Source organism: Acidaminococcus hominis (genome assembly GCF_022484025.1).
GTDB lineage: Bacteria > Bacillota > Negativicutes > Acidaminococcales > Acidaminococcaceae > Acidaminococcus > Acidaminococcus hominis.
In genome coordinates this window covers 638,801-665,238 of sequence record NZ_JAKVMG010000001.1, presented here as the reverse complement: position 1 = coordinate 665,238, position 26,438 = coordinate 638,801, and the positions used below count along the sequence as shown (strand labels likewise).

At 52.1% G+C, this 26,438-nt stretch carries 14 protein-coding genes; 11 read left to right on the top strand and 3 right to left on the bottom strand.

What is annotated here, in order from left to right:
* The first annotated feature begins 49 nt into the window (after positions 1–49).
* Together LKE88_RS02875 and LKE88_RS02870 are read left to right on the top strand one after the other, a co-directional pair.
* Complete coding sequence (locus LKE88_RS02875; protein WP_118287064.1) at positions 50–748, top strand: hypothetical protein; 699 nt, start codon at positions 50–52, stop codon at positions 746–748.
* Between the two features lie 160 nt (positions 749–908).
* Positions 909–3,263, top strand: a complete 2,355-nt coding sequence (locus LKE88_RS02870; RefSeq protein WP_118287065.1) for a DUF262 domain-containing protein — start codon at positions 909–911, stop codon at positions 3,261–3,263.
* A gap of 1,137 nt (positions 3,264–4,400) precedes the next feature.
* Here the strand turns inward: LKE88_RS02870 and LKE88_RS02865 are convergent.
* Positions 4,401–4,949 carry a flavodoxin family protein gene (locus LKE88_RS02865; protein ID WP_118287067.1) on the bottom strand — a complete coding sequence of 183 codons (549 nt, stop codon included), beginning with the start codon at positions 4,947–4,949 and terminating at the stop codon, positions 4,401–4,403.
* Between the two features lie 124 nt (positions 4,950–5,073).
* On the opposite strand from LKE88_RS02865, the gene LKE88_RS02860 reads away from it, so the two are divergent.
* Genes LKE88_RS02860 through LKE88_RS02850 form a run of 3 tightly spaced genes read left to right on the top strand, consistent with a single transcriptional unit; the run spans position 5,074 to position 6,358 of the window.
* Entirely contained in the window at positions 5,074–5,406 is a 333-nt protein-coding gene (locus LKE88_RS02860; protein ID WP_118287151.1) for a winged helix-turn-helix transcriptional regulator, read from the top strand.
* An 18-nt stretch (positions 5,407–5,424) separates the two neighbouring features.
* On the top strand, positions 5,425–5,886 hold the full coding sequence (locus LKE88_RS02855) for a metallophosphoesterase family protein (protein WP_118287152.1): 462 nt from the start codon (positions 5,425–5,427) through the stop codon (positions 5,884–5,886).
* A 16-nt stretch (positions 5,887–5,902) separates the two neighbouring features.
* Positions 5,903–6,358, top strand: a complete 456-nt coding sequence (locus LKE88_RS02850; protein WP_118287153.1) for a nucleoside deaminase — start codon at positions 5,903–5,905, stop codon at positions 6,356–6,358.
* Between the two features lie 159 nt (positions 6,359–6,517).
* Here the strand turns inward: LKE88_RS02850 and LKE88_RS02845 are convergent, their stop codons facing one another.
* A complete protein-coding gene (locus LKE88_RS02845; RefSeq protein WP_276802705.1) occupies positions 6,518–10,993 on the bottom strand; it encodes an autotransporter outer membrane beta-barrel domain-containing protein in 4,476 nt (1,491 codons plus the stop codon).
* Between the two features lie 70 nt (positions 10,994–11,063).
* On the opposite strand from LKE88_RS02845, the gene LKE88_RS02840 reads away from it, so the two are divergent.
* Complete coding sequence (locus LKE88_RS02840; RefSeq protein ID WP_199614792.1) at positions 11,064–11,315, top strand: hypothetical protein; 252 nt, start codon at positions 11,064–11,066, stop codon at positions 11,313–11,315.
* A gap of 2,276 nt (positions 11,316–13,591) precedes the next feature.
* Here the strand turns inward: LKE88_RS02840 and LKE88_RS02835 are convergent.
* Positions 13,592–14,533: a helix-turn-helix transcriptional regulator gene (locus LKE88_RS02835; RefSeq protein WP_118287155.1), complete on the bottom strand. Its 942-nt coding sequence runs from the start codon at positions 14,531–14,533 to the stop codon at positions 13,592–13,594.
* A gap of 157 nt (positions 14,534–14,690) precedes the next feature.
* Here LKE88_RS02835 and LKE88_RS02830 point away from each other — a divergent pair, with 157 nt between their 5' ends.
* The 5 genes from LKE88_RS02830 to LKE88_RS02810 all read left to right on the top strand — a co-directional run bounded on the left by LKE88_RS02830 (position 14,691) and on the right by LKE88_RS02810 (position 25,168).
* A complete protein-coding gene (locus LKE88_RS02830; protein WP_276802704.1) occupies positions 14,691–15,854 on the top strand; it encodes an iron-containing alcohol dehydrogenase in 1,164 nt (387 codons plus the stop codon).
* A 21-nt stretch (positions 15,855–15,875) separates the two neighbouring features.
* On the top strand, positions 15,876–16,448 hold the full coding sequence (locus tag LKE88_RS02825) for a sugar O-acetyltransferase (RefSeq protein WP_276802702.1): 573 nt from the start codon (positions 15,876–15,878) through the stop codon (positions 16,446–16,448).
* Positions 16,449–19,759: 3,311 nt separating this feature from the next.
* Positions 19,760–21,604, top strand: a complete 1,845-nt coding sequence (locus LKE88_RS02820; protein ID WP_158572359.1) for a TerB N-terminal domain-containing protein — start codon at positions 19,760–19,762, stop codon at positions 21,602–21,604.
* Positions 21,605–21,607: 3 nt separating this feature from the next.
* The gene (locus LKE88_RS02815) at positions 21,608–22,921 is read left to right on the top strand and encodes an ATP-binding protein (RefSeq protein ID WP_118287160.1); all 1,314 of its coding nucleotides are present in this window, start codon (positions 21,608–21,610) and stop codon (positions 22,919–22,921) included.
* 9 nt (positions 22,922–22,930) lie between these two features.
* A complete protein-coding gene (locus tag LKE88_RS02810; protein WP_118287161.1) occupies positions 22,931–25,168 on the top strand; it encodes a DEAD/DEAH box helicase in 2,238 nt (745 codons plus the stop codon).
* The last annotated feature ends 1,270 nt before the right edge of the window (positions 25,169–26,438 follow it).

Here is a 26,438-nt window from a genome sequence, read left to right as displayed (position 1 = left end):
TCAGGTTGCAGGTGGGGAAAGCTTGCTATATTACTGGAAAGAAGGGAAGATGTTTATTGTGAAGAAACTAATGGGGCTGGTGTTGCTTCTGTGTCTGTGTACCGGGACAGCGTTTGCGGCGGATTGGCAATACTTGGGGGAATCCCAGGATGGGGCAGCCAGTGAATTTATTGATACAGCTTCTGTGCAAAAAGATAACAATGAGGCCGTGGTGTGGAAAAAATATATAACCCCGGAGGGTAAAAGTATACTGCAGCAGCTGGTACTAAAACGGAAAGTCAAAATGGCTGCGGTAAAGGCAAGGTATGTTTTTGCGCCTGATGGGACAAGAAAAATTGCCGACCTGGTGAAATCTGATTCAAAGCTGCGCTTTTTTGAGTGTTACCCTGAATCCGACAATGAAGTGATTTACGCCTATCTGTGGCCCCAGGATATCCATACTTCTCCTGACAGATGGTATTATTTGGGGACCGACAACGGGGGATGTAATTTTTATGTGGATAATTCCACCGTGGTAAAAGGCACCGAATACGCTTCGGTATGGACAAAAAGGCTGAGCCCGAAAGGTACCTGGACCATAGCGCACTATACTATGAGACGCAGAGAAAGATCGTATACGGTACCGATTGCGTATTCTCTTGTGCGGCTGGGAAAAGGCGGGTACATTGATGCGGAGAGTTTTGCTAAGGCCGCGTATCCGATCCTGCCGGATTCGCTGGAAGAAAAGCTGTATGATGCGATTTGGTGAGGGGAGTCGTTGGGCGTAAGGTGCTGAGATAGGGGTTGTATTGTTAAAGGTTCTTAGTGCTGGTACAAGAAGAACCTGGATGCGCTGGAAGGATCCCAGAGTCTTGGGTGCATAATTCGAGAGGTATCATTTTCGATAGGGCACAGATAGGGGGTACGACTTGAAAAAGATTGATAAAACGGATACGTTGCAGAAGATTTTGGAGAACCGGCATTTTTCGGTGGATTATTTTCAACGGGAGTATCGGTGGGGCAGAAAACAGATTGAGCAGATGTTGTCGGATTTCCAAAATACGTTTGAAGAATATTATGATCCGGAGAATCACGATTCTACGGTAGAAGTGGCTCATTATGGCTACTATTATATGGGGTGCATTATTTGCACTGAGGGTGACAACAAAAAAATCATTGACGGCCAACAGCGATTGACTTCGTTGACGCTGCTGCTGATTTACCTGCAAAATCTTCAAAAGCAACAGGGTCTTTTTGGGTTGGATAAAGGTGTAGACTTAAAGTCTCTGATTTATTCCGATGCGTATGGGCAAATGAACTTTAATATATACGTACCGGAACGTATTCCCTGCATGCATGCTCTGATGGAAAATGATGCTGTGTATGAGCCTGACAACGAAAGCACCAAAAACCTGATGAATCGGTATCAGGATATTGAAGAGTTGTTTCCTGAGGAACTAAAAGGGGAAGCGCTGACCTACTTTATCTATTGGCTGAAGGAGAAGGTTCTGCTTTTGGAAATTGATACGCCTTCTGAAGATGAAGCCCATACGATTTTCCTGACCATGAATGACCGGGGCTTGAGCCTGAACAGTGCGGAAATGCTGAAGGCATACATTATCCAGCAGGTGGCTGAAGCAGACCGGCTGGAAGTAAATCGCAAATGGCAGGAGAATATCAATGCCATCAAAGCCGCCAGTGCCAACGATACCAGTGGCCAGGTCAATACGGAAGATGTGGAATTTATCTCCATCTGGCTGCGGGCCAAGTATGCTATGACCCTGCGAGAAAGCAAAAAGGGGTCCAAGGATAGGGACTATGAGCTGCTGGGGGAAAAGTTCCATTCTTGGGTGCGGGATTATGCCAAGGAAAAAATGCATTTGGCCAAAAGCAGCGACTTTAAGTATTTCGTTATGAAGGAAATGTCCCGCATGACAGGACTGTACCTACGGGTAAAACAATACGGGGCAAAGCTGACTCCCGGCTTTGAGGAAGTTTTCTACAATGCCAACCGGGATTTGGGCTATCAGACAATGCTCATCCTGGCGACTGTGAAAAATGATGATCCGGACGAAATTGTCGATAAGAAAATACGGATGGCTTCCAAATTTGTGGATGATTTTGCGTCTGTGCGTATTTTTAATTTTAGCCGGGTCAATTGGAATACCAATAAATATCTATTGTTTAGGGTGCTCATAGATACCCGCAACCAGGATTGCAAAACCATGGGTCTGGTATACCTTCGGGAATTAAGAAGAATGGATGCAAACCTGGACGGAATTACCAATTTTGGCCTGAACCAGTTTACTTCCCGTTACATGCTGCACTTTTTAGCCCGATTTACTTCTTATGCCAATGTGCTCATGGGAAATCAGTCCGATTTTAATGTCTATGTAGACCGGAAGCGGAAGGGAAACACCTATGATATCGAGCATATTATGCCTAATAAACACCAGGATTATCTGGAGGCTTTCCCCGACGAAGAAGACTTTCAGAAAGCTCGTCAATCCATTGGTAATCTGATAATCCTTACCAGGGATAGAAACCGCAGCTATCAGGCTATCCAGTATGAGGAGAAGGTTAAAAACTATAGTGCGGATAATGTTCTGGCAAAAGCGCTGAATCCAGACTTCTATAACCATAATCCGCAATTTATCAACAAAGTGGCAAACGTCTATGGCTTCAAACCCATGCCTAAGATTACAGCGGATAGTATTGCGGAACGGACAAATATTTACCTGCAAATGGCCAGTGATATATGGAATCCGTTGGATATTAAGGAATTGGCAGGAGGCTGGACGCCGGAAGAAGAACGGGAATTTTTTAAAAATGTCCAGCCCAAGGAATTTACTGTCAGCTACAAAGACCGGAGCTGGGCGGATGCACTGCAGTACGGTTTCTTGTCCGCTAACAATGAAGCCAGCGGGCGCTATTTGAAAAACATTCAGACAGGGGATTTGGTTTTCTGCCTGATTGCTGGTTTTGGCTTTGTTGGTATTGGGAAATGTGTGGATTCTGCTGTCGAGATGACTAAATTTACCGTAACGGTAGCTGGAAAGCGGGTCCCTGTGGCACAAGCACCTTGGATCTCTGAACCGGACAAACAGAAGTTGAACCCTGAAAAAGAAATTTTTATCCGGGTCCAATGGCTGAAAACAGTGGCTGATCCCGCAGACGGGTATTGGGAGAAAGGCCTTACCAGCGTGCCGTTGGTGGCCTATACTTTGTCGAAAAAGGATACGTACCAGAAAGTCAAAGCGCATTTTGGGTATGAAGAAAAGTAAAGGAAAAGCTTGATAATTGCAGGGATGGGTGATGAGCGTTACTTAGCCCTTCGAGCATTTTGGATTTGAACTCCATCCGCCGGCAAGTTTGCCGGCACCTTCCTCTTCTCCTGTTCGCATAGCGAACAGGTAAGTGGAAGGCAGGCGGCCGGTGGCCGCAATACTTGGGCAAACCTCATCCGTCGCCTCCCGGCGACACCTTCTCCAACGCTTTACGGTCGCATCCAAATGTCAATAAAGTTTCTCAAGGACATTTGGAATATGCGACCTATGTGATAGCCGTCCAAGAAGTGAGCTCGAAGAGCGAAACTGATTGGAGCACGGCGAACCACTCAGAAGGCAGTCTTAACCACTACTGGTCAATTGTTAATCGTTACGATAGCTTTACCACTACATTCACTATCAAAAACACCTACAGTACAGGCCAGCACTACCCATGCCCTCCCCGCCTAACAGGAAGGGGAGGGCCGGCCAATCTAAGAATCCAAGGGCCCGGGGTGGGGAAGGTTCCTTTTGCGGCGCTGGCGCCGCCATATATTCCATCTTGATTCCTCAACAGTTTGAAGAACCTGGATTCCAAACTTCAAACTGTTGAAAGTGCTCCTTTTCCTTCATTGCTGCAGCTTATCGTGACTCGAATCTCTTCGATTTCACGCAAAAGTATTCTCATTTGACCAATTTAGCTGTGTGGGACTCCTTCTGCGGCGCTGGCGCCGCTATATATTCCATCTTGATTCCTCAACAGTTTGAAGAACCTGGATTCCAAACTTCAAACTGTTGAAAGTGCTCTTTTTCCTTCATTGCTGCAGCTTATCGTGACTCGAATCTCTTCGATTTCACGCAAAAGTATTCTCATTTGACCAATTTAGCTGTGTGGGGCTCCTTCTGCGGCGCTGGCGCCGCTATATATATTCCATCTTGATTTCTCAACAGCTTGACGCCACCCGGCTTCAAGCTGTTGTACGTTCTCCGCTTCCTCCATTGCTGCAGTTTATCGTGGCTCGATTCTCTCGATTTCACACAAAACATTCTCATTTTACCAATTCCTCCAACCTAAAAGCACCCTTCGTCACTGGTATGGTTTCCATTGGCGAGGGGTGCTTATGGTTTAGGGTTATTTGATTTGTCAGGGCCTAATTACATTGTTTTGCCCAGGGCGCGGGCTTCTTCCAGTTCTTTTTTGCCGGTGATGTCGCCTACGTTGCAGTTGCCGCCGGCCAGGACGTGGCCGAGGTTTTTCCACTGCAAATGGTTCATTAGGTGGTCGTAGTAGGTGAGGACGTCTGCAAAGTCGTTTCCTTCGGCGGCCATGAGCAGGGCGCTGGCTCTGTTATGGCCTCGGAGCAGGTTGCCGTCGCCTTCTTCCAGGGCAAACAGGCGGTCAATGGCGGTTCTGATTTGGCCGCTCATGTTCCAATAGTACAGTGGGGTGGCGAAGATGACGATGTCGCTGGTCCGGACGGCGGGATAGATTTTGTTCATGTCGTCCTGCTGGACGCAGGGGCAGGTTTTGCTGCTATGGCCGCCAAAGCAGCCTTTGCAGCCGTGGATGGTCAGGGCATCCAGGAAAAATTCGGTGACGGTGTTGCCGGCTTCTTCAGCTCCCTGGGTGAAGGCTTTTACCAGGGCAGAGGTGTTGCCAGCTTTTCTGGGACTGCCGTTCAAGATGACGATTTTTTTGTTCATTACAAACTCCCCCTAAATTGTGAAATTGACTAACCTATAGTTCTATAATATAATTCTAGCTAGAATGAGAATAAATTCAAGTACGTACATTCAGGTAGTATACTTACCTAAAGGAGAGTGTAAAATGGGCCAACGGTGTATTTCCGACGAGAATATTGCTTCCACGGGCTTTAGTTATACTTTGTCGCTGATCAACGGGAAATATAAGATGACCATTCTGTATACTCTGATGGAGTTTGGGGTGGTGCGGTTCAATGAGATGAAAAAGTACATTGCGGGCATTTCCTATAAAACTCTGAGCGCTACCTTAAAGGAACTGGAGGCCGATGCGCTGGTGCACCGGGAGGAGTATCCGCAGATTCCACCCAAGGTGGAGTATAGTTTGACGGAGCGGGGGAAATCTTTGATTCCCATTTTGGATGCCATGTGCGACTGGGGCGACAACCACAGGCTTTAGGAGGAGCGAGGTGATTTTATGACGCAATCAATAGCTGTTCTTTCGGATACCCATGGCCTATTGCGGCCGGAGGTGCTTTCTCGGATTGCTGGGTGTGATGGGATTATTCACGGGGGCGACATCAACAAGCCGGAGATTCTGGACACGCTCCGGAAAATCGCGCCGCTGTATGTGGTCCGGGGGAACAATGACAAGGAGTGGGCGGAAGGGCTGCCGGAAACCCTGCGGTTTCAGCTGGAAGGTCTCCAGTTCTTTATGGTCCACAACAAGAAGTTTGTGCCCAAGGATTTGACGGGGATTGATGTGGTAATCTTCGGGCATTCTCACAAGTATTTTCAGGAAGTGATCGATGGGCGGCTGTGGCTGAATCCTGGCAGCTGCGGGAAGCGGCGGTTTGACCAGGAGATTACGTTTGCCATGCTGACCATCGATGGGAAAGCATACCGTGTGGAAAAGATGGTCATTCCCCACGAAAAATAGTAAGGAGGCTAAGGGTATGAATCAATTTATGGAAGAAGCAATCAAAGAAGCTCAGCAGGGGATTCGGAACGGTCACGGGGGCCCTTTTGGCTGCGTGATTGTGAAAGCCGGAAAGATTGTAGGCCGGGGGCATAATGAGGTGATTAAGCAGCAGGATCCTACCTGCCACGGAGAAATGATGGCCATCCATGCCGCCTGCAAGGAGCTGGGGACCTTTGACCTGTCCGGGTGTGAGCTGTATACCACCGGCGAGCCCTGCCCCATGTGCCTGGGCGCCATCCTCTGGGCCAATGTGGACAAAGTCTACTACGGCTGCAATATTGCCGATGCCGAGGCTATCGGGTTCCGGGATAAGGTGTTTTACGAGATGGGGTCGGAGAAGAAGGAGAAGCTCATGGCGGAGCTGGATGCGGAGGCGTGCAGGAAGTTGTTTGAGGAGTATAAGGGGATTGAGGGGAAAAAACAATATTAAAGTAGGGGGCTTCAGCAAACCTTTGACCAAGCTGAAATTTCTGTTTGCTTAAAAAACAAAGCCAGCGTGTTATCGATACTCCGGTAACACGCTGGCCTTCTTACGTTCAACTATTTTCCTTAATGAATCTTGTGCTTAAATGAACTGGCTCCGTTTTACTTAAAACTTGTACCGCAGGGCTACGCTCCACAGATTGCTGCGGACGTCGCTGCCTTTCTGGTATTGATAGCCTATGCCGTAGGTCATGGAACCATGTTCGGCCTCCACACCCAGGCGGCCATAGAAACTGCCGCCATCGGATACATCGTAACCGAAGGTATTGGCGGCTCCGTTCAGGCTGACGCGATCGTTGCCATCCAGGTCACCGAAGGTCCACAGGTAGCCGGCTTCTGCCAGGGGTTTAATGGACCAACTGCCGCTCTTCATGGTCTGGCTGTAGCGCAGGCCCAAGGGAACCATCCACAGGTTGGCATTATCACTGTCGTGATGGATGCCCAGGCTGTCGGTGTAATTGCCATAATCCAGGTGTGCATACCGGATGCCCACATACGGGGTGAGGGTACCGGCTCCAGCATTGAAGTCGTGTTCGGCACGAACACCAGCGCTGTAGGCATTGGAGGAAACGCTGCCGGTGATTTCTTTGCCGCTGTTGTACTGGCTCAGGTCGTTCTTGCCATGCAGCCAGGAGATGTCGCCCAGATAGCTGGTTTCACCTTGACGGATTCTGCCGTACAGGCTCAGGCCGTAGTAATCAGCATTGTTCTTGGTGCTGGCGGTATCGGTATTGCCGGAGATGGAGCCGTCCATGTAGGTGAGGGCCAGCCCAGCAACGGTATTATCGTTATGATACAGGTCGGCCCCGGCCACTACGCCATTATATTGGGCATCGTAGTTTGCTCCGGTGAGTCCATCAAGGTCCAAACCGTCTACGTCTTCTTTGGTGTGAATGTAATGAGCCCATACATCCTTATCCAAAGTGGTGTCCTTCACGTCAGCCAGGTGGTTAGCCACAGCATTATCGAACAGATTGTTAGCCGCATAGAGGCTATGCTGTACTCCGCCTAATTCACTGAGGGAATTTGCACTGTTCAGGGCATTGGCTTGTTTGGCCAGGGAGGAGTTGACGTCTTCATTGGCAGCATTATTGACAAAGTCGGTTGCAGCGCCAGTGCCCAGGAGGGCCGCGTTTACCACATCCGGAGCTACCAGGCTGTCGCCATAAACATCATGGGCATCCTGGGATACGGTGGTGACGGAGAATTTGCTTTCGCTGTTGCCATCAGCCCCAACAAATTTCAGAAGTTTGTTATTGGTAAAGACATTTTGTGTGGTATCTGCTTTGGCGTCAGCGTACCAGGAGTTGTTCTCTTTGACGTTGGTACCGGACAGGATGTTATACGTAGTATCTTTGGAAGCTCCGGAAATGTACAATTTGGCCGAGTCAGAAATGTTCGTAGAAGATACATTGGTTAAGGCTGCTGCCTGGCTGCCGGATACGGTGCTGCCTTTTACAAGCAGGAGGGAACCAGCTCCCATGGTAAAGCTGCCGGTATCAGCTGCAGCGGCGCCGGTAGCTTTACTGTCTACGGTAATGCTGCTGCCGGTAAGATCCTGGCTGGAAGTTACATACAGGGCGGACAGGATGCCGTCAGAACCCCAGGTCAGGCCGGATTCGCTAAACAAAGCTTCTGCTGCAGCAGTATCCTGAGAGCCAAGAGTCAGGGTGGAATTCTGGCCTACAGTCACGTTGGTGTCTGCAAGGCTTTCGATGGACACTTCGGTACCATCGTTTTGGGTGCCGCCATTCCACACGGGATCCAGGTACAGGGAACCACCGTTCAGATTGATCTTGCCTGCTGTCAGGGTGGCTGCCTTATCATCCGTACCAACATTCAAAAGGGCCTTAGCATCAGCACCGGTAATCGTGCCGGCAACTGTCACATCACCAGTAATGGTGGAAGTGCCGGAGATGTTCAGGTCTTTGGCAATAGCTACCGTGCCGGTTTTGGCTTGGATGGAAGAGCCCGTCAGAGCTACATTGCCGTTCAGGGCCATTGCGCCATCAGTGGTTAAGGCTGTGCCTTCCGCAGTCGTTACATCGCCGCCTACGGTAACCGTACCGGTAAGGGAAGAAGTGCCGGAAGCAGCCAGGTCTTTGGCAATGGAAACGGTGCCGGACTGGGCAGTCAGGGAAGCGCTGGTCAGGTTAACGCTGTCTTTGAAGGCAGTGGTACCAGCTGTGGTCAGCTGCGTAGCTTTTTCTGTTGTAACTGCGCCGTCTACCGTAACGTTGCCGGACAGGGAAGAAGTACCGCTGGCGGCCAGGTCGCTAGCCAGGGTTGCCGTGCCGGTATTGGCGTTGAGGGCAGCATTGGCTAAAGCAACTTTGCCGGCGATGGTGGTCTTGCCGTTGGTGGTTACCGTACTATCCTCGGCAGTTACGGCGGCCTTCACGTTTAAGGCGTGGTCTGCGGTTACGGCTGCGGTACCAATGGTGAGGCTGCTGCCACCTTCAACCGTGACATTTGCTGCATCAGCATTGGTCGTAATGGCTTCGTCTGCTTTGCTGCCACCCAGCGTAACGCTTTGGCCGTTGGTTACCGTAAGCTTTTCTGCATTGCCCAATGCAAGGGTAGCTACATTGAAGCCGTGGGCAAGGGGAGTGGTATCTTGTTCCGTGGTGGTGTCTGCGCCAACAAGGACATTTTTGTCACCAGCGTCTAAGGTAATGGCATCCAGGACGGACGTGGCGCTGACTTTGCTAATTTGGTTGGTATCCAGGGTATTATTAGGAACACCGGTGGTGTCCACCAAATCACCGGTCATGAGCAGCTGGGTCTGTGAAGTGAAGCTGTTGTCGGTATCTGCATTATAGGTGGCCTTGCTCAAGGCGTCTTGGATATTGGTCAGATAGGCATAGCTGTAATTATCACTTAGGGACAGGGTGCCTGCTTCCAAGAGAATGTGGTTATCTGCATATATCGTATCCTTTAGACTGTTATCCGTGGTGATTTCCGAAGCGTTGGTATCCGCATTGGTGAAAATCTGATCGGCTTTTGTCGCCAGGACGGCAGTGTCAAGCAAATCCAAGTGGCTGCCCGTTGTAATGACGCTGTCCAGGTTATCGGCCTGAAGGGTACCGCTGGACAAATGGAGCCAGCTGCCGCCGGTAACCGAGGTCTTATCCTGGGTGAGCGTCAGGTTGCTGCCGCCTACATAGGCTTCCCCTTCGTTGTCTACGGTTAATTTCCCGCCTAAGGTCAGGTCGTTGGCCTCCAGCCGGCTGCCGGAAACGGAAAGGTCACCTGTAACTTTTGTGGTACCGCTGGTGATAAGTCTGCCGTTGGTTACTTCTGCATTGCCGCCTACGGTGAGGCCTTTTGCGGTAACGCCTGGCAATTGAGCTTCCGGAATCTCAGTGCTGTCATCCGCTTCACTGGCTTCGCCTGTGATAGAAAGATTTCCGGTAATGGCCAGGCTGTTTGTGGTTTTAAAAATAGAGGCAGAGTTTATTGCCGCATTGCCGCCTACCGTCAGGTCAGCAAAGCGTACGTAGCCATCACTGCCGGTTACGGTCAGGTCTTTGTCAATGGATGCCGTACCGGAAGCGGTAACGTCACTATTGGTGATTGTGGCAGAGCCGCCAATGCTCAGGTCCTTGAAGTTTGCTTTGCCTGTATTGTCATCTTTGCTGGTTTCAGATGCTCCCAGAAGCACATTCTCGATTGTGAAATCACCGGATACTTTGGTGGAATTGTTAGAAGAAAAATCAGCGTCAGCGCTTAGAGAGAAGTTGCCGCCTACAGTCAGGGTACTGTCTCCGTCAAGCCCAACGGTAGTTTCTTGCACATCAGGGGAGCCCAATCCTACTGCGGTAAAATCGCCTGTAACATTTACGGTGCCAGTCGATCCAAAATCTGCCCCGCTATTAAGCGTGAGATTGCCGCCGACAGAAAGTTTGCTTGTTTCTTCCAAATCGATATACGGTCGATTGTTTGACTCATTGTTAGAACCGGAAGCAGTGAGATCACCGGAAACATTGACCGTGCCGCGGCCGGAAAGATCGCCGCCATTCATGGTAATGCTTTTGGCATTGACGGTACTTGGCGTATCTACATATAAAGAACCACTAAATCCTTGTTTAATCAGGTCAAAGGTGGCCGTGCCCTTGTCCGTAGTTTCGTCTACACCGTTGGCTTTGAGCTTATTGGCCAAATTGTCTATGGTGAGGTTGTTGAGGTTTACCGTACCCTTATTGACTTGCAGCGAAGAAGCCAGATTGAGATCTTTTGTCAGATTTACCGTACCACCTTCAGAAAAATCGGCATCCTCGCTTTCGCCATTTTCCTGTGTGCCGGAAACGAGCGGTTCGCCAACGATAAATTCTCCATGGTAGTTATTCAAACTGCTGTTAATCGTTAAGGTGCCGGTACCATTTTTGATAATCGTAGGTGCATTCAGATTTAAATTACTAGCTGCTTTGCGAATCCCTGAAATGATAGTATCTGCATTCGCATCGGTAGCATTGGCTTCCCCGATGGTCAAGGTAGTATCCTTGGCCACATTGAAGGTTACCGTTGAAGAGGGAGCAAGATACATGAAGCCGCCACCAGAGGTGGTAATATAGTCACCCATATCATGGAACGACGAATAACCGTCTGCAGCTTGAATTGTATTGCCTGTATATGCTGCATCCTTCGTTACATTGAAAACGACATTGGAAGTTACAGCAAGGGCACCACCAACTGTGACGGTTTTGCTATTGTTAATTAATTTGTTGTTTTGGAATAAGGCATCGTTAAAGGTGACACCTGCACCATTTACGAAAAGGGCACCGCCCATGGCACTGCCTGAAGTGTTATCTTTAGAAGTGATTTCTACAGTGTTATTGCTGATGTTGACCGAATCATCAGCTTTGGTAAATTCAACTGCATCTGTCTCAGTTACACCTACATAAAGAATCCCCTGTGTTGTAGCGCTATCAGTGGATAATTTGTTCCCAGATACGTCGGAATAAACAGATCCAGCACTGGCAGTTTCAGAAGTATCAATTGATTTGCCAGTAATTGCAATAGAATCTGCTGCGAGGGCAATTCCACCTCCCATAAAATCAAGGGATCCGGCTACTAGAATGCTAGCCAATACTCGCTTTGTTAATTCTTTCCCACTTTTTTGCATAACAGAACTCCTTCCCTATATTTTTTGCTTAGCCTTTATGAAACCCCTTTCAGTCTGGATATACGGCGTCTAGCAATCTGTATTTCCAAACAACCCCATACAGCAGATGCTGATACGAATACTACTAGCTTGGCTGTGCTAACCGTAAAAAACAGAAAACATAACGATTAGAGGATTTCATAATATATGCAAAAGCAATACAAATCACTGTTATTATAATACGCTTAATAATGATGGACAATATGAAATTTACATATTTCCTAAACAAATAGAAAAATATTATAGCTAAATGATGAAATATATAAATATCGTAAAATATAATACAAAAAGAGTAGGCAAAATGCAGGGTGTAAAGAATTGCACAGGTGAAGTTATCTAGAGAAGCGACATTTTGAAAAATCGAAATTAGAAAAACAGATCTGTATGCGAATTTAATTAGACAGAAAGTTGGGAAGGTGGATACATTGGAATTCCTGGAAGGGGGAGGCGCTCAGCATGGTTGGACCCATCCGCCTTCAATTATAAACTCTTTCCGTCCCGCCGTATGGCGGGACAGCTTCCTCACGTTTGAGGAAGCTAAATAAGGAGAAAGCACCTTCCCGCAGTTCCGTACCCCCTCTGCGCCTCTAATAGCCTTGGAATAGGCGCATCTCCCCCATTTCAGCCGTTTACACGGCGAAATGGAGAAGACGAGTGTTGCTGCGGGCAGGCAGCGGCCGGTTGCCGCAAAACTTGGATGAAAAAAATAAATACCTGGGTGAACTTCTATCGTCGCCTTGCGGCGACACTTCCTTCACGTTTGAAGGAAGTGTTCATAGCAATTTACTGGTCATCTTTATATCAGCACTATATATTAGATTTTACTTGACCAGTGGCGGCTTGGAAGCCTACCACAGTGGTTCGCAGCTAGCCAATCAGCTACGCCCAATTTGGGCTTGCTTCTTGGGCTGCTATCACATGGCTCGCATTAACCAAGAGTCTTTTGATAAACTGTAGACTCTTGGATGCGAGCGCAAAGCGTTGCTGGTAGGTGTCAGCCCGTAGGAATGACGAAGGAAGTTCTTCCCCCATTGCCGCGGTGCGGCATTTCCCCTTCAGGGAAAGTCTGTCCCCGCTGGGGCTAGTGCGGCGAGGATGGTAGCTCAACGAGGTCAAAGTTTCCAACGTAATTACTTTTTGCTGGAGAAAACTCTGTACCTGATTTTTGGTCGACGTTCTCAACGGGTGTTATGCAGGCATCCTACTTTTGAACCCCATCCGCCGGCAGGTTTGCCGGCACCTTCCCCTTCTCCTGTTCGCATAGCGAACAGGTAAGTGGAAGGCAGGCGGCCGGGAGGCCGCAATACTTGGGTGGAAAAGATAATACCTGGGTAAACTTCTATCGGCACCTACCGGTGCCACTTCCTACACTCTTGCAGGAAGCGTTCTATAACCACTACTGGTCAATTGTTAATCGTTACGATAGCATCACCACTACATGAGCTATTAAAAACACCTACAGCATTGGTCAGCACTATCCATGCCCTCCCCGCCATACAGGAAGGGGAGGGACGGCCAATCCAAGAATCCAAGGGCCGGGGTGGGGAAGGGACATTTTGCGGCGCTGGCGCCGCTATATATTCCATCTTGATTCCTCAACAGCTTGAAGTCCCCCGGCTTCAAGCTATTGGAAGTGTACCATAGGCCAGGGTGGGGAAGGCTCATTCTGCGGCCAAGGGCCGCTAATTCAGGGCATAAAAATATAATGCCTTGATTAAACTTCTATCGTCGCCTTACGGCGACACTTCCTACACTCTTGCAGGAAGCATTCTATCATCACTACTTGTCAATTGTTAATCGTTACTATTGCATTACCACTACATTAACTGTTAAAACACCTACAGCACCGGCCAGCACTATCCATGCCCTCCCCGCCTAACAGGAAGGGGAGGGACGGGCCGCACCAAGAATCCATGGGCCCGGGGTGGGGAAGGCCACCTTCTGCGGCGCTGGCGCCGCTATATATTCTAAAAAACACCTCCACAGTTTTGCAAAAACTGTAGGAATTTCTCCTCTTCACAAAGCTCCTCTTGGTGTTTCGCCATATTCTTTCTTATACGCTCTATAAAAGTTGCTGGGGTCGTTATAGCCTGACAGTTGGGCGATTTCTTCTACGGGCAGCTGGGTTTGGGTCAGGAGGAGTTTGGCTCTGGTCAGGCGGATATGCAAAAGCTGTTGGGAGAAGGTTTGGCCGGTGTTTTGTTTGATGAGTCGGGACATGGATGCGGGGTGGAAGCCGAATTGTTTGCCCAGGGTTTCCAAGGTGACGGTATCCCAATGGGTTTCCATATAGGCGAGGATTTGGTCTGTAAGGGAGGTGGGGGTATCCTGGTGCTGCTGGTGGTAGGCTCTGGCGATGTAAAAGGTCAGGGACAGGGCCAGGGATTGGAGGATCTGCTGGGTATCGGGTTTGGGGTTTACGTATTCCAGGATCATGAGGTTCAGCAGCTGCCAGACGGGGGAATCTGGGGGCAGGGGGAAGTGAAGGCAGCCGTCGGCATAGCGGTTGAGTTTGGGTTCCAGGAAGAAGTGGAACAGGGCGGGGTCGGCGGCCAGCTGGGACAGGTAGTAGCGATAGAAGGCGGTGGTTTTGATGAGGACGCCGACGATGAGGCAGTTTTCGGGGCTATTTTTGCGCAGGGCGTAGCCGGAGTAGGGCTGGCCCAGGTAGCAGTCGCCTTCTTCCATAAGGACCTGGTGCTGGGACTGGGCGGACAGGGCGATGTAGCTGCCGGTGTAGGCAAAGTTGAAGAAGAAGAAGTCTTGGCGGTGGAAGCGTTCGTGGATGTGGTTTCCTTTGAAGGCGCAGACCATGCAGTCTTCGTCGGGTTCGCCCAGCCACTGGGAGATGTATTCTACCCGGGTGCCGCTGGGGTCGGGGCGAAAGTTCCAATGGAGATGGGGGAACTGGGCGGCCAATTGGTCCAGGGCCTGGGTAAGGTTTTGTTTTGGTTCCATGGTGTACCCTCCGATGTTAAGATTTACCATATAAAATGTTAACATGGGCGACTGTTTTTGGCAATGGATAGGGGTAGAATAGGAATTGCAAACGGGGAAACCCAAAGGAAATCAAGAGTCAACAGCAAAACTGATTAGCTTAAAAGGAGTGGATACCATGTATCAATTTAGTTTTTATATACCGGCGAAAGTTCTGTTTGGACCGGGGCAATTGCAGCATTTACATGAGGAAGTGCTGCCGGGGAAAAAGGCGTTAATCTGCACCAGCAACGGCACCAGCGTGAAAAAGTACGGTTATCTGGCTGCTTTGGAAAAGGAATTGGATCAGGCTGGGGTAGCTTATGAAGTATTCGACCAGATTCGTCCCAATCCTACCAGTGACAATGTGATGGACGGGGCTGCCCTGGGAAAAAAGAGCGGCTGCGACTTTACTATTGCGTTGGGCGGTGGTTCTGTCATGGACTGCACCAAGTGCATTGCTCTCATGATGACCAATGACGGGGACATCTGGGACTACAGCATTTCTGCCAAGGGCGGCAAGAAGCAGCCGGCCAAGAAGGCTGCTCCTATTGTGGCCATTACCACCAGTGCTGGTACGGGTTCTGAAGTGGATATGGCGTCCGTTATCACCAATGAAAAGTACCAGGAAAAGACAGGGATTTTCTTCCAATCCATGTTCCCGACCCTGTCCGTGGTGGATGCCAACCTGATGCTCAGCGTACCGCCTAAATTCACGGCTTACCAGGGCATGGATGCGTTCTTCCATGCGGCAGAAAGTGTCATCAACAAGAACGAGCATCCCATGGGCGAAATGTTTGCCCTGAAGGCCATTGAACTGGTGGCCAAGTATCTGCCGGTGGCCTACAAGGACGGCAGCAACCAGGAAGCCCGGGCCTATGTGGCTCTGGCCAATACGCTGGCTGGGTACTACATGCTGTGCACCTCTGAACATACTATGGAACACGTGATGGGGAGCTTCCACGACAATTTGGTCCATGGGGCCGGCCTGATTATGCTGTCTCATGCGTACTATGATTTCTTTGCCAGCCGGAAGGCCTGCGAGGAACCCATGATGAAGATGGCTAAGGCTATGGGGGTGGAGAATCCCACTTCTGGCAAGGACTTTATCGACGCTTTGGACAAGCTGATTGCCAGCGTGGGCTGTGCGGACCTGCGCATGAGCGATGCGGGCATTACCAAGGAAGAACTGAAGAATTATCCGCAAAAGGTCCATGAGGTCATTGGCGGGGATATCTGTGCAGATCCGCTGCCTCTTAGCGATGCAGATTACCTGGCGATTTTCGAAGAATCCTACCGCTGAGGCGCTGCTATGGAACGCTCGATGACGGAATACGAAAAGCTCCAGGCAGGGCTGCCCTACAATGTGAATGATCCGGAAGTGAACCAGCATAAGCTGGATGCTGCCCGGGGCTGTGCCAAGCTGGAAGCGGTTGACGTCCAGGATTTGGCCGGGAAGGACAAGGCCATCCGGGAGCTGCTGGGGAGCGTAGGGAATAACCCCAATATACTCCCTGGGTTCAAATGCGACAACGGGCAGAACATCCACGTGGGGGACGAGTTTTTGGCCAACTACAACGTGGTGATTCTGGACGTGGCGCCGGTGACCATGGGCAATGACGTGTGGATTGGGCCCAACACCCTGATTACCACGGTGAACCACCCCCTGGATGCGGCCGGACGGCGGAAGCATCTGGGCATCGCCAAGCCGGTGGTCATCGGCAATGATGTGTGGATCGGCGGCAGCGTGACCATTCTGCCGGGCGTGCATATCGGCAATAACGTGGTGGTGGCTGCTGGTGCAGTGGTGACCCATGATGTGGCGGATAACACGCTGGTAGGGGGTGTGCCGGCGAAGGTGTTGAAGAAATTGGCGGAAGACGCCGGTGCTTTTTGATATACGTTTGCTGTGCCTTCCGGGGTCCGTATTGGTCCGTAAGGTAGTTTCAGATATAGTTCGAATATAGAAAAGAAGGGCATCCTGCTTAAAAAATTTGGGCAGGATGCCTTTTTTTGGGGTGTGGTGCGGGAGTAAAATGGGTGCAGGTGGGTATTTGTTCGCGATGTTTGCCTTTCCGTTCTCTTTGGGGTATATTTTCAAAAACGCGACGGAGCGCTGACTGTTTTTGAAAACATACCCCGCAGAAACGGTGTACCACAAGCTGTAATCAGCCCCGTGGGTCAAGCTTGGCTGGAGGTACTTTGGGTGCGTTTGCGCTGCCCCTCTATCGTGTCCTTACTTTGGGCATGGGCCTCTGAAGTGCAGAAACCTTACAAAAAGCGGGACCCGCAAGGGCCTATCAGGACGACGATGAAGACTCCAGGACACTGCGGAGTGGCAGTTACGTTGCTCAAGTTTGGGAGGTATGTATGCACCCCTCCGGGGCGGTGGGGCGTAAGGCACCTTCCGCCACCCCGCTTTCCAATGGGTTGTAGAGGTCCCGTTGAACTTGCGAGGAAAGCGGGGTGACGTCTTCCTCGTTGGTGATTCGCTGCGCTCATCACGGGGTTTCATCCATGAAAATGGGTGAAACCAGCAACGAGGCAGGCCGGCTAGGTCCCGGAAAAGGCATAGCGTTGCTGGCTGGGGTTAGTGCAGAGAAAATATAAACTTCTATCGTCACCTTGCGGTGACACTTCCTTCACGCTTAAAGGAAGCGTTCTTTGGCCACAACTGGCCGTGTGCTTGCAGGGGGTAGTGTGGTAATTTTGAAAGTTCAATTGTCCTCCGGACCACTTGGTGGGCCCATTCGCCTTCCTGGCGTCAGGCACCTTCCCGCAGTTGGACTGTTGTTGCTGCGGGAAGGCGGGCGGCCAGAAGGCCGCAATACCTAGGTGGAAAAGATAATATTAAAAATATAATTTTATTGATATCTATCTATGCTAAAACTCTCTTCGTCACCTTCCGGTGACACCTCTCCCACACTTGGTCGAGGTAATCAATACGGCACCACCGCATTTCTAAAGTTACTTCTATTTGAGAACAATGTGGGGGTATATAAGTAGAATAAAGTATATTATAATTGCGAATTCTCTCTAGAAGTTGACCTCGCACGCATGGGAGTCGTATCCACCGTTCAAGGCTTTAGCCGCAGAAAGGTGGTATATACGACCCCTGTGATAGCGGCCTGCAAAGCGAACCCACAGCGTGAAGCTGCGCAGCGAGCCGCGAACCACTCGGGCGCAGGTGGCACTCGCCCTTCCCGTCGCACGGAGTGCGACACCCTCCCCATAGTGGTTCGCATTGTACCAATCAGCTGCGCTCTTCGAGCTTGCTTCTTGGAATGCTATCACAGAGGTCGCATTAGCCGGTCTTCCATTGATACATTGGTATGGACGACCGGATGCGACTCCCAAATGTTGAGGGTTATTAGACGGAGAGTGCTCCTCTATCGGCGCTTTGCGCCACTTTCCCCTTCAGGGAAAGCTTGTCCCCGCTGGGGCTAATGCAGTGAGGATGGTATCTCAACTAGGTCAAAGTTTCCAATGTAATTACTTTTTGCTGGAGAAAACTCTGTAGCCGGATTTTTGGTCGACGTTCTCAACGGGTGTAGTGCAGGCATCCCACTTTTGAACTCCATCCGCCGGCAAGTTTGCCGGCACCTTCCTCTTCTCCTGTTCGCATAGCGAACAGGTAAGTGGAAGGCAGGCGGCCGGGAGGCCGCAAAGGCGAGGATAAACTTCCTCAGTCATCCCTACGGGCTGACAGCCCCTCCACGCTTGGATGGGCCATTCATGACCCCCACTGGTCTATTGTTTATTGCTTTTGTTGTGTCACCACTACTGCAGCTATCAACACGCTCATAGTCGTGGTCAGCACTACCCCATGCCCTCCCCGCCTATGTGGAAGGGGAGGGCCGGCCAATCCAAAAATCCAAGGGCCGGGGTGGGGAAGGAACCTTCTGCGGCCATGGGCCGCCATATATTAAAAAAAACACCTCCACAGTTTGCAAAAACTGTGGGACGTCTACCCGACTGAACAGTAGAAAGTTTCTTACCTGACGCTCTGTAATGAGGGGATAGCCGAACAATATCGCTGCTCAATGTAGATTTGGAAGGGGAGGGACGGGCCATACCAGGAATCCATGGGCCCGGGGTGGGGAAGGCCACCTTCTGCGGCGCTGGCGCCGCTATATATTAAAAAATACCCCCACACCTTTCCTTCAATCCTATCTTGTACTTGGCTTGAATGCAGTGTAAAATATATGGTAACAAGGGAGCGTGCTGTAAGGTACGTAGGTCTACTATATATGTGAGGTGTGGTATTATGGGTTTCTTTTGCCGGGAAAAGACGTTGTATCATTCCATTGGGACGCGGCCTGAGTGGGAGGCGGCGAAGGTGCTTCTCTCGCAGGCGGGGATTGAGTTTTCGGCTTGTTCTATGCCCAGTGAGGCGCCGATTTGTGGCTGTGGGGCAAAGTTGGACATCCGGGATTTTGGGCCCAATGGAAAGGTTGACCGGGAGGCGTATTATATCGATGTGCCGGAGACGTTATGGGAAGCGGGGCGCCGGATTCTGCGCAGTGCCAATATTGTGACGGTGGAGCCGGGGGACGATCTGGTGAAGTGATGGTGGGCTGTGAATATGCTTGAAATGGTGAATCAGCAGCCTTGCAAAGCCGGAGAACAACCTGGTGAAGTGAATCAGGGCCAAAAGTGGCTCTTACGCTTGGAAAATATTTATCAGAATCATTGCAATATTATAATTGCTATGCTATAATTTATCCTAAAGAATAAAGTTTCTTGTTTGGCCATTCTGGGAGCTCCTTTCCAATGCTTTCACATTAATGAGGGGCAGGTGACAGGAATGGATTTATCGTACGAGGAAAAGAAATTTGCGCTGCTGGCGAAAATCCGCAGTGCCAAGACTCCGGAGGAGATGACGTAGCTGTATATGCAGCTGGACGAACTCGTCTCTGGAGCTGTGGAACAGGAAAAGAAAGCTGCTGAAGGCAAGTCTTAGGCGGTGGGCCCCGCCTGGGCCGCCAGGCAGCAGGTCCCTGACCGGACTCTCACCCCGGTCGGGGGCTTTTTTTGTGTTCTTTTGGGGCCTAAGGCTGTTTCTTTTTTACGGGTTTTATTTTATAATAGAGAGTGGCGAAAATTTGTTTGTTCTCAACGGGTTTTTGGGAAGTTCGGGAAAGTTTGGCGAGGGTCCCAAAAGCTGCGGTGCTGGAGAGAAAGGATGGGGCGGCCATGACCGGTCCTATGGATAAATCAAAACAAGAGACGTTTCTGCGGCTGAAGGAGCAGTACCAGTCGGAGCCGATTAAGCCCCGGAAGGTGCCGGAACCGGAGGTATTGCCGGAACAGCTGCAGAAGCTGCGGGCCTTGGGCGCGGCTTGCAATGCGCAGAAGGAGTATATGTCCTGGGAAGAGATTTTTGTGCGGCAGGGCAAGCTGGTGGAGGACTATGAGGACGATTACACTTATGATCTGCCGGTGCTCCATTATTTTCCTACGTACCAGTCTCTGCGGGACAGGGAGCTGCGGGGGTATTTTGGCTGGCGGACCCGGCTGCGGCATCATGCGGCGGAGCGTACGTCGCTGACCTATGCGTATATTTATATTTACGAGCTAATCAATCAGATTGGGGTGAAGTCCCCGGAGGAGGGCTTCCAGAAGCTATTGGAATTCCAGGACGAGTACGGGAGCCTGGATTCCCGGATTTTGGCCAATATGAATACCTGGCTCCGGGACTATGTGCTGTATTACCAGCTGGACCCCAAGCTGCTGCCGGACACGCACAGCGGGCAGATGGACCAGGCGTATCTGACGCTGGTAAACTGGCAGCAGGCATCTGACCAGGAGTTGTTCCAGGCGCTGGGCACGTTTTCTACCTACCGGATGGACCGTTCCAAGCTCTATAAGGAGGATACGGACCGGTACGTGCGGCTGATGGCGGGGTGCTGCCGGAAGCTTCAGGAGTATTATCTGTCCCACCGGAAAAAGTCCTTCCAGGAGGAGTTCCTGGGGGTGGAGGACTACGAGTGGATTTCTCTTTTTTCCTCGGCGGTGTTCTTTAAGAGGCAGGATACCCGGACGTATGCGGTGCAGCTAACGCCGGTGTGTACCTATAGTAATAAGGAAGGTATCTGGACGGTGCAGCGGCTGCGGTATGAAACGGCCAAGCACCGGAAGCTGGGAAAGCTGGTAAAGACCATTGAAGGGGAGCTTCGCACGCTGCTGGGGTACCAGGAATTATTGCAGCCCTATCACTACAAGTGGCTGACCAAGCTGGTCACGGGGGTGTTTGAGGACTGGCAGGCGGAGGAGGACCGGAAGAAGCGGGCCCAGGTGAATCTGGACGCAGCGGTGCTGGACAAGATCCGGCAGGAGGCGGCCATTACCCGGGAGCGGCTGATTACGGAGGCCGACCTGGGGGAAGAGGAGCCGGAGGTGCCGGAGGAAGAACCGGTGCTGCCGCTGCCTGGCGGTGCGGCTGCGGGCGAAGACTTGTTTGCCTCGGGGCAGGACGTTAAACCGGCGCCTAAGGCTGCGCAGCAGTTGGTGCAAAAACCCCAGGCTTCAGCGCAAGCTCAGGGGCTGCCCTGGAACCTAACGGAAGCTGAGCTCCATTACCTGAAGGATATTCTGGAGGGCAAGCCCACGGGCTGGGTACAGGAGCAGGGGCTGATGGCGGACCTTTTGGTGGACGGCATCAACGCCAAGGCGCTGGACGTGCTAGGAGACAATGTGCTGGAGGGGGATCCTCCGGAACTTGTGGAAGATTATCTGGCGGACGTGCGGCAGGCGGTGGAAGGTGCGCCAAAGGGCGTGGAAACTTCCCAGCAAGCGGCTGCTGGGGCTGCGCCCTGGAACCTGACGGCGGACGAGCTGGAATATTTGCAGGATATATTAGAAGGAAAGCCTACGGGCTGGGTCCGGGAGCGGGGGCTGATGGCCTCGGTGCTCTTTGACGGCATCAACGACAAGCTCTTTGAGGAGTTTGGGGATACGGTGCTGGCTGGGGACCCGCCGGAAGTGCTGGAAGATTATATAGAGGAAGTCAGGGAAGGGCTGGCGGCAGTTTCTCCCCTGGAAAGGAATTAATCAATGAAGATACCAAAACGCATTGCCCGGACGCTGATTACGTCTCTCAAGGGGGGCGTAGTGCCCCGGATTGGTCTGCCGTACATTACGGTGGGCCGGAAAAGTGAAATTGAGGCCCTGCTCCACGATGTGGACGCCATTGCGGACGGGGGCGCTTCGTTCCGCTTTATTGTAGGGCGTTACGGCAGCGGCAAAAGTTTCCTGATGCAGACCATCCGGAACTATGTGATGGAAAAGAATTTTGTGGTGGTGGATGCGGACCTGTCTCCGGAACGGCGGCTCCAGGGCACCAATGGCCAGGGGCTGGCTACGTACCGGGAACTGGTGCGGAACATGGCCACCAAGACGAAGCCTGAGGGGGGCGCACTGAACCTGATTCTGGACCGGTGGCTGAGCCGGGTGCAGGCGGAGGTCATGGAAGAAAGTGGGCTGCCGGCTGCGGACCCGGGGATTCGGCCGCTGATGGAACGGAAGATTGCCCAGGTTATCGGGGCGCTGGACGAAATGGTCCACGGGTTTGACTTTGCCAAGATTTTGACCCTGTACTACCAGGCTTATGCGGAAGGGAATCAGGAGAAGAAGGCCAAGGTCACCAAGTGGTTCCGGGGCGAATACCATACCAAGACGGAAGCCAAGCAGGAAATGGGCGTTAACGTGATCATCAACGATGACGACTGGTACGAATACCTGAAGCTGTTTGCGTGCTTTTTGAAACAGGCGGGGTATGCGGGGCTGCTGGTGTGCATCGACGAGCTGGTGAACATCTACAAGGTGCCTCACGCCATTACCCGGCAGTACAACTACGAAAAGATTCTGACCATGTACAACGACACGCTCCAGGGGAAGGCCCACTATCTGGGCATCATCATGGGGGGCACGCCCCAGTGCATGGAGGATCCCCGGCGGGGGGTCTACAGCTACGAGGCCCTGCGGTCCCGGCTGGCGGAAGGCCATTTTGGGGGCACCCACAAGGACCTGATGGCGCCGGTGATTCCCCTGCTGCCGCTGACCAACGAGGAAATGCTGATCCTCATTGAAAAGCTGGCGGAGATTCACAGCAGTCTGTACGAATACCAGTCCCATATCAAGCCCAAGGATTTGGCCAAGTTTATTGAGATTGAGTTTGGCCGGATTGGGGCGGATTCCCATATTACGCCCCGGGAAGTGATTCGGGACTTTATCGAGGTGCTGGATATTCTGTACCAGCATCCGGAACTGACGGTAACGGAACTGCTGGGGTCCGACCAATTCCAGTACGCCAAGAACGACGTGCAGGAAGGGGACGCTCCGGCGGAGTTTGCGGAATTTACCGTGTAAGGAGAGAATATGAGTATATTTGACCGTTATGCACCGTTTGTCCAGGATTTCATCTACGACCATGGCTGGGAACAGCTGCGCCCCATTCAGGTGGCGGCCGGAGATGTAATCCTGAACACGGACGAGAATTTGCTGCTGACGGCGTCTACGGCTTCCGGCAAAACGGAAGCCGCCTTTTTTCCTATTTTGTCGCTGTTTGCCCAGGACCCGCCGGCGTCGGTAGGGTGTATTTACATTGGGCCGTTAAAGGCTCTCATCAACGACCAGTTCCAGCGGCTCCAGCCTCTGTGCGAGGAGGGCGGGATTCCGGTGTGGCACTGGCACGGTGATGTGTCCCAGTCCCACAAGGCTAAGCTGTTAAAAAAGCCGTCGGGGATTTTGCAGATTACCCCGGAATCCCTGGAGGCCATGCTGCTCCACAAGCATATGGCCATTCCCAAGCTGTTTGGGGACCTGCGGTTTGTGGTGATTGACGAGGTGCATTCCCTGCTCCGGGGAGACCGGGGCGGGCAGACGCTGTGCCTGATTGAGCGGCTGTCCCGGCTGGCGGGGGTGAATCCCCGGCGGATTGGGCTGTCGGCTACTCTGGGGGACCCGGAGATGGTGGGGAAATTCCTGTCGCTGGGCACCGGGCGCCGGACGCTGATTCCCACGGTGAAGGGGCCGGGCAGCAAGTGGCGGCTTTCCATGGAGCATTTCTACGTGAAGGACGCCCAGGCCGGGGAGGACAAGACGGATATTCAGGCGCTGCCGGTGCTGGAGGAGAAGACGGACGAGGCGCCGGTCCAGGCGGACCCGGGGCTGGGGTATATTTTTGAGCACACCCGGGGGAAGAAGTGCCTGGTGTTTGTGAATTCCCGGGAAGAATGTGAAGGGGTGACCACGTCCCTGCGCCAGTACTGCGAGCTGAACCATGAGCCGGACCGGTTTTTGATCCACCATGGGAATTTGTCGGCGTCCTACCGGGAAACGGCGGAGATGTTAATGAAGGAAGACGACAAGAATCTCACTACGGTGACCACCTCCACCCTGGAGCTGGGCATCGATATTGGGCGGCTGGAGCGGGCGTTCCAGATTGATGCGCCCTGGACGGTGTCGTCGTTTTTGCAGCGGATGGGCCGGACGGGACGGCGGGACCTGCCGCCGGAGATGTGGTTTGTAATCCGGGAGGACGAGCCGGAAATCCGGGCCATGCTGCCAGCCACCATTCCCTGGAAGCTGCTCCAGGCCATTGCGCTGGTGCAGTTGTATTTGGAAGAAAAGTGGGTGGAACCGCCCCGGCTGGACCGGCTGCCCTACAGTCTGCTGTACCATCAGACCATGAGCGTACTCCAGGCCAACGGGGAAATGTCTGCGGCCAGCCTGGCGGGAAAGGTGCTGACCCTGCCGTATTTTCACCGGATCAGCCAGGAGGACTACAAGGTGCTGCTGACCCATCTGCTGGATACGGACCATCTCCAGCGGACGGAGAAGGGCGGGCTGATTGTGGGGCTCACTGGGGAGCGGATTACCAGCTCCTTTAAGTTCTACGGGGTGTTCCAGGAGAACGAGGAGTACACCGTGCGCTGCGATTCCCAGGAGCTGGGGACCGTGGTGGCGCCGCCTCCGCCGGGGGAGAAGATCGCCATTGCTGGCCATGTGTGGCGGGTGCTGGAGGTGGACCGGAAACGGCACGTGATCTACTGCGAACTGGTAAAGGGGAAGGTGCCGGCGTACTTTGGCGAGTGCCCCGGGGACCTGCACACGAAGATTTTGGAACGGATGCGGGAGGTGCTGCGGGAAGACCGGCAGTACCCGTATCTCATGAAGAACGCTGTGGCCCGGCTGACCCAGGCCCGGTTCACCGCCGTCCAGTCGGGGGCGGTGAAGCAGCCCCTGATCCAGCTGGGGGGCAAGATGTGGTGCCTGCTGCCCTGGCTGGGGACGTACGGGTTCCTGGCCATGGAACGGTTCCTCAACCTGAAGGTGGGGCCGGAAGTGGGGCTGAAGAATCTGGATTCCTTCCGGCCGTACTTCATGCAGTTTACCATGGAAGCGGACGCCAAGACGTTTTTTCAGACCTGCTATCGGAAGATTGCCGAGGACATCGACCCTATGGAGCTGCTCTACGAACATGAAGTGCCGGAGTTTGACAAATATGATGAGTACGTGCCGGCGGAACTGACCAGGAAAGGGTTTGCGCTGGGGGTGCTGAATTTGGAAGATGTGAAGAGAAGAGTGAAGGAGTGGGAAGAGGAGGGGTATTGAGCAACGGGGCCGAATTTGCCTGTGGCAAATTTGGCTACTGAAACTCTGCTGTTCGTTTTCCCTTTTTGCTGGCATTTTGGATTGGGTGGGCGTGATGCGTTACTTAAATGGGTGCAGGCCCATTCGGGGACTGGGATGGTGTTAGCAATGTTGGCCTTTCCGTTCTCTTTGGGGTATATTTTCAAAAACGCGACGGAGCGCTGACTGTTTTTGAAAACATAGCCCGCAGAAACGGTGTACCACAAGCTGTAATCAGGCTAGTACTGGCAAATTTGTTGTAGCTACCCTAGTGCGTCTGCGCTGCCACTCTATTGTGTCCTTACTTTGGGCATGGGCCTCCCAAGTACCGACACCTTACCAAAATCGGGACCCGCAAGGGCCTATCAGGACGACGATGAAGACTCCAGGACACTGCGGAGTGGCAGTTATGTTGCTCAAGTTTGGGAGGTATGTATGCACCCCTCCGGGGCGGTGGGGCGTAAGGCACCTTCCGCCACCGAGCGTTCCAATAGGCTGTAGAGGTCCCGCCAGACTGCGAGGAACGCACAGTGACGACTTCCTCGTTGGTGATTGTTGGAAAAATGGGGCAATCACAGTCGAAGGCATTTTTAATCAAAAGGCCTTCGACTGGCGACGAGGAAGACACTTACTACCACCATAGTTCGTTGCTTGCAATAGGCTCGTGCAAGAAATTTGGTAGTGCTGACCCCATCCGAGGCGCTGCGCGCCCCACCTTCCCCGCTTGGACTGCTGTTGTGCGGAGAAGGCAGGCGGCCGATGGCCGCTAATCGTGGGTGAACTTCCTCTGCCGACTACGTCGGTATCTCCTTAGTGGTTCGCAGCTAGCTGTTCATCTTCGCTCGTAGAGCTCGATTCACAGGCTGCTATCACATGGCTCACATTAGCCAAGAGCCTATAATGCTCTTGGATGTGAACGCAACGCTTGAAGGAGACTTTCGTAACCACCACGGTTCAACTTCATATCGGCACCATATTTTAGATTTTACTTGACCAGTAACGGCTTGGAAGCCTACCACAGTGGTTCGCAGCTAGCCAATCAGCTACGCCCAATTTGGGCTTGCTTCTTGGGCTGCTATCACATGGCTCGCATTAACCAAGAGTCTTTTGATAAACTGTAGACTCTTGGATGCGAGCGCAAAGCGTGTGGTAGGTGTCAGCCATTACCTTCCACATTTATGGGGAAGGGGAACCGCCAGTAGGGTGGTGGAAAGGGGGCTGACGAAGGAAGTTTTTCCCCATTGCCGCGTTG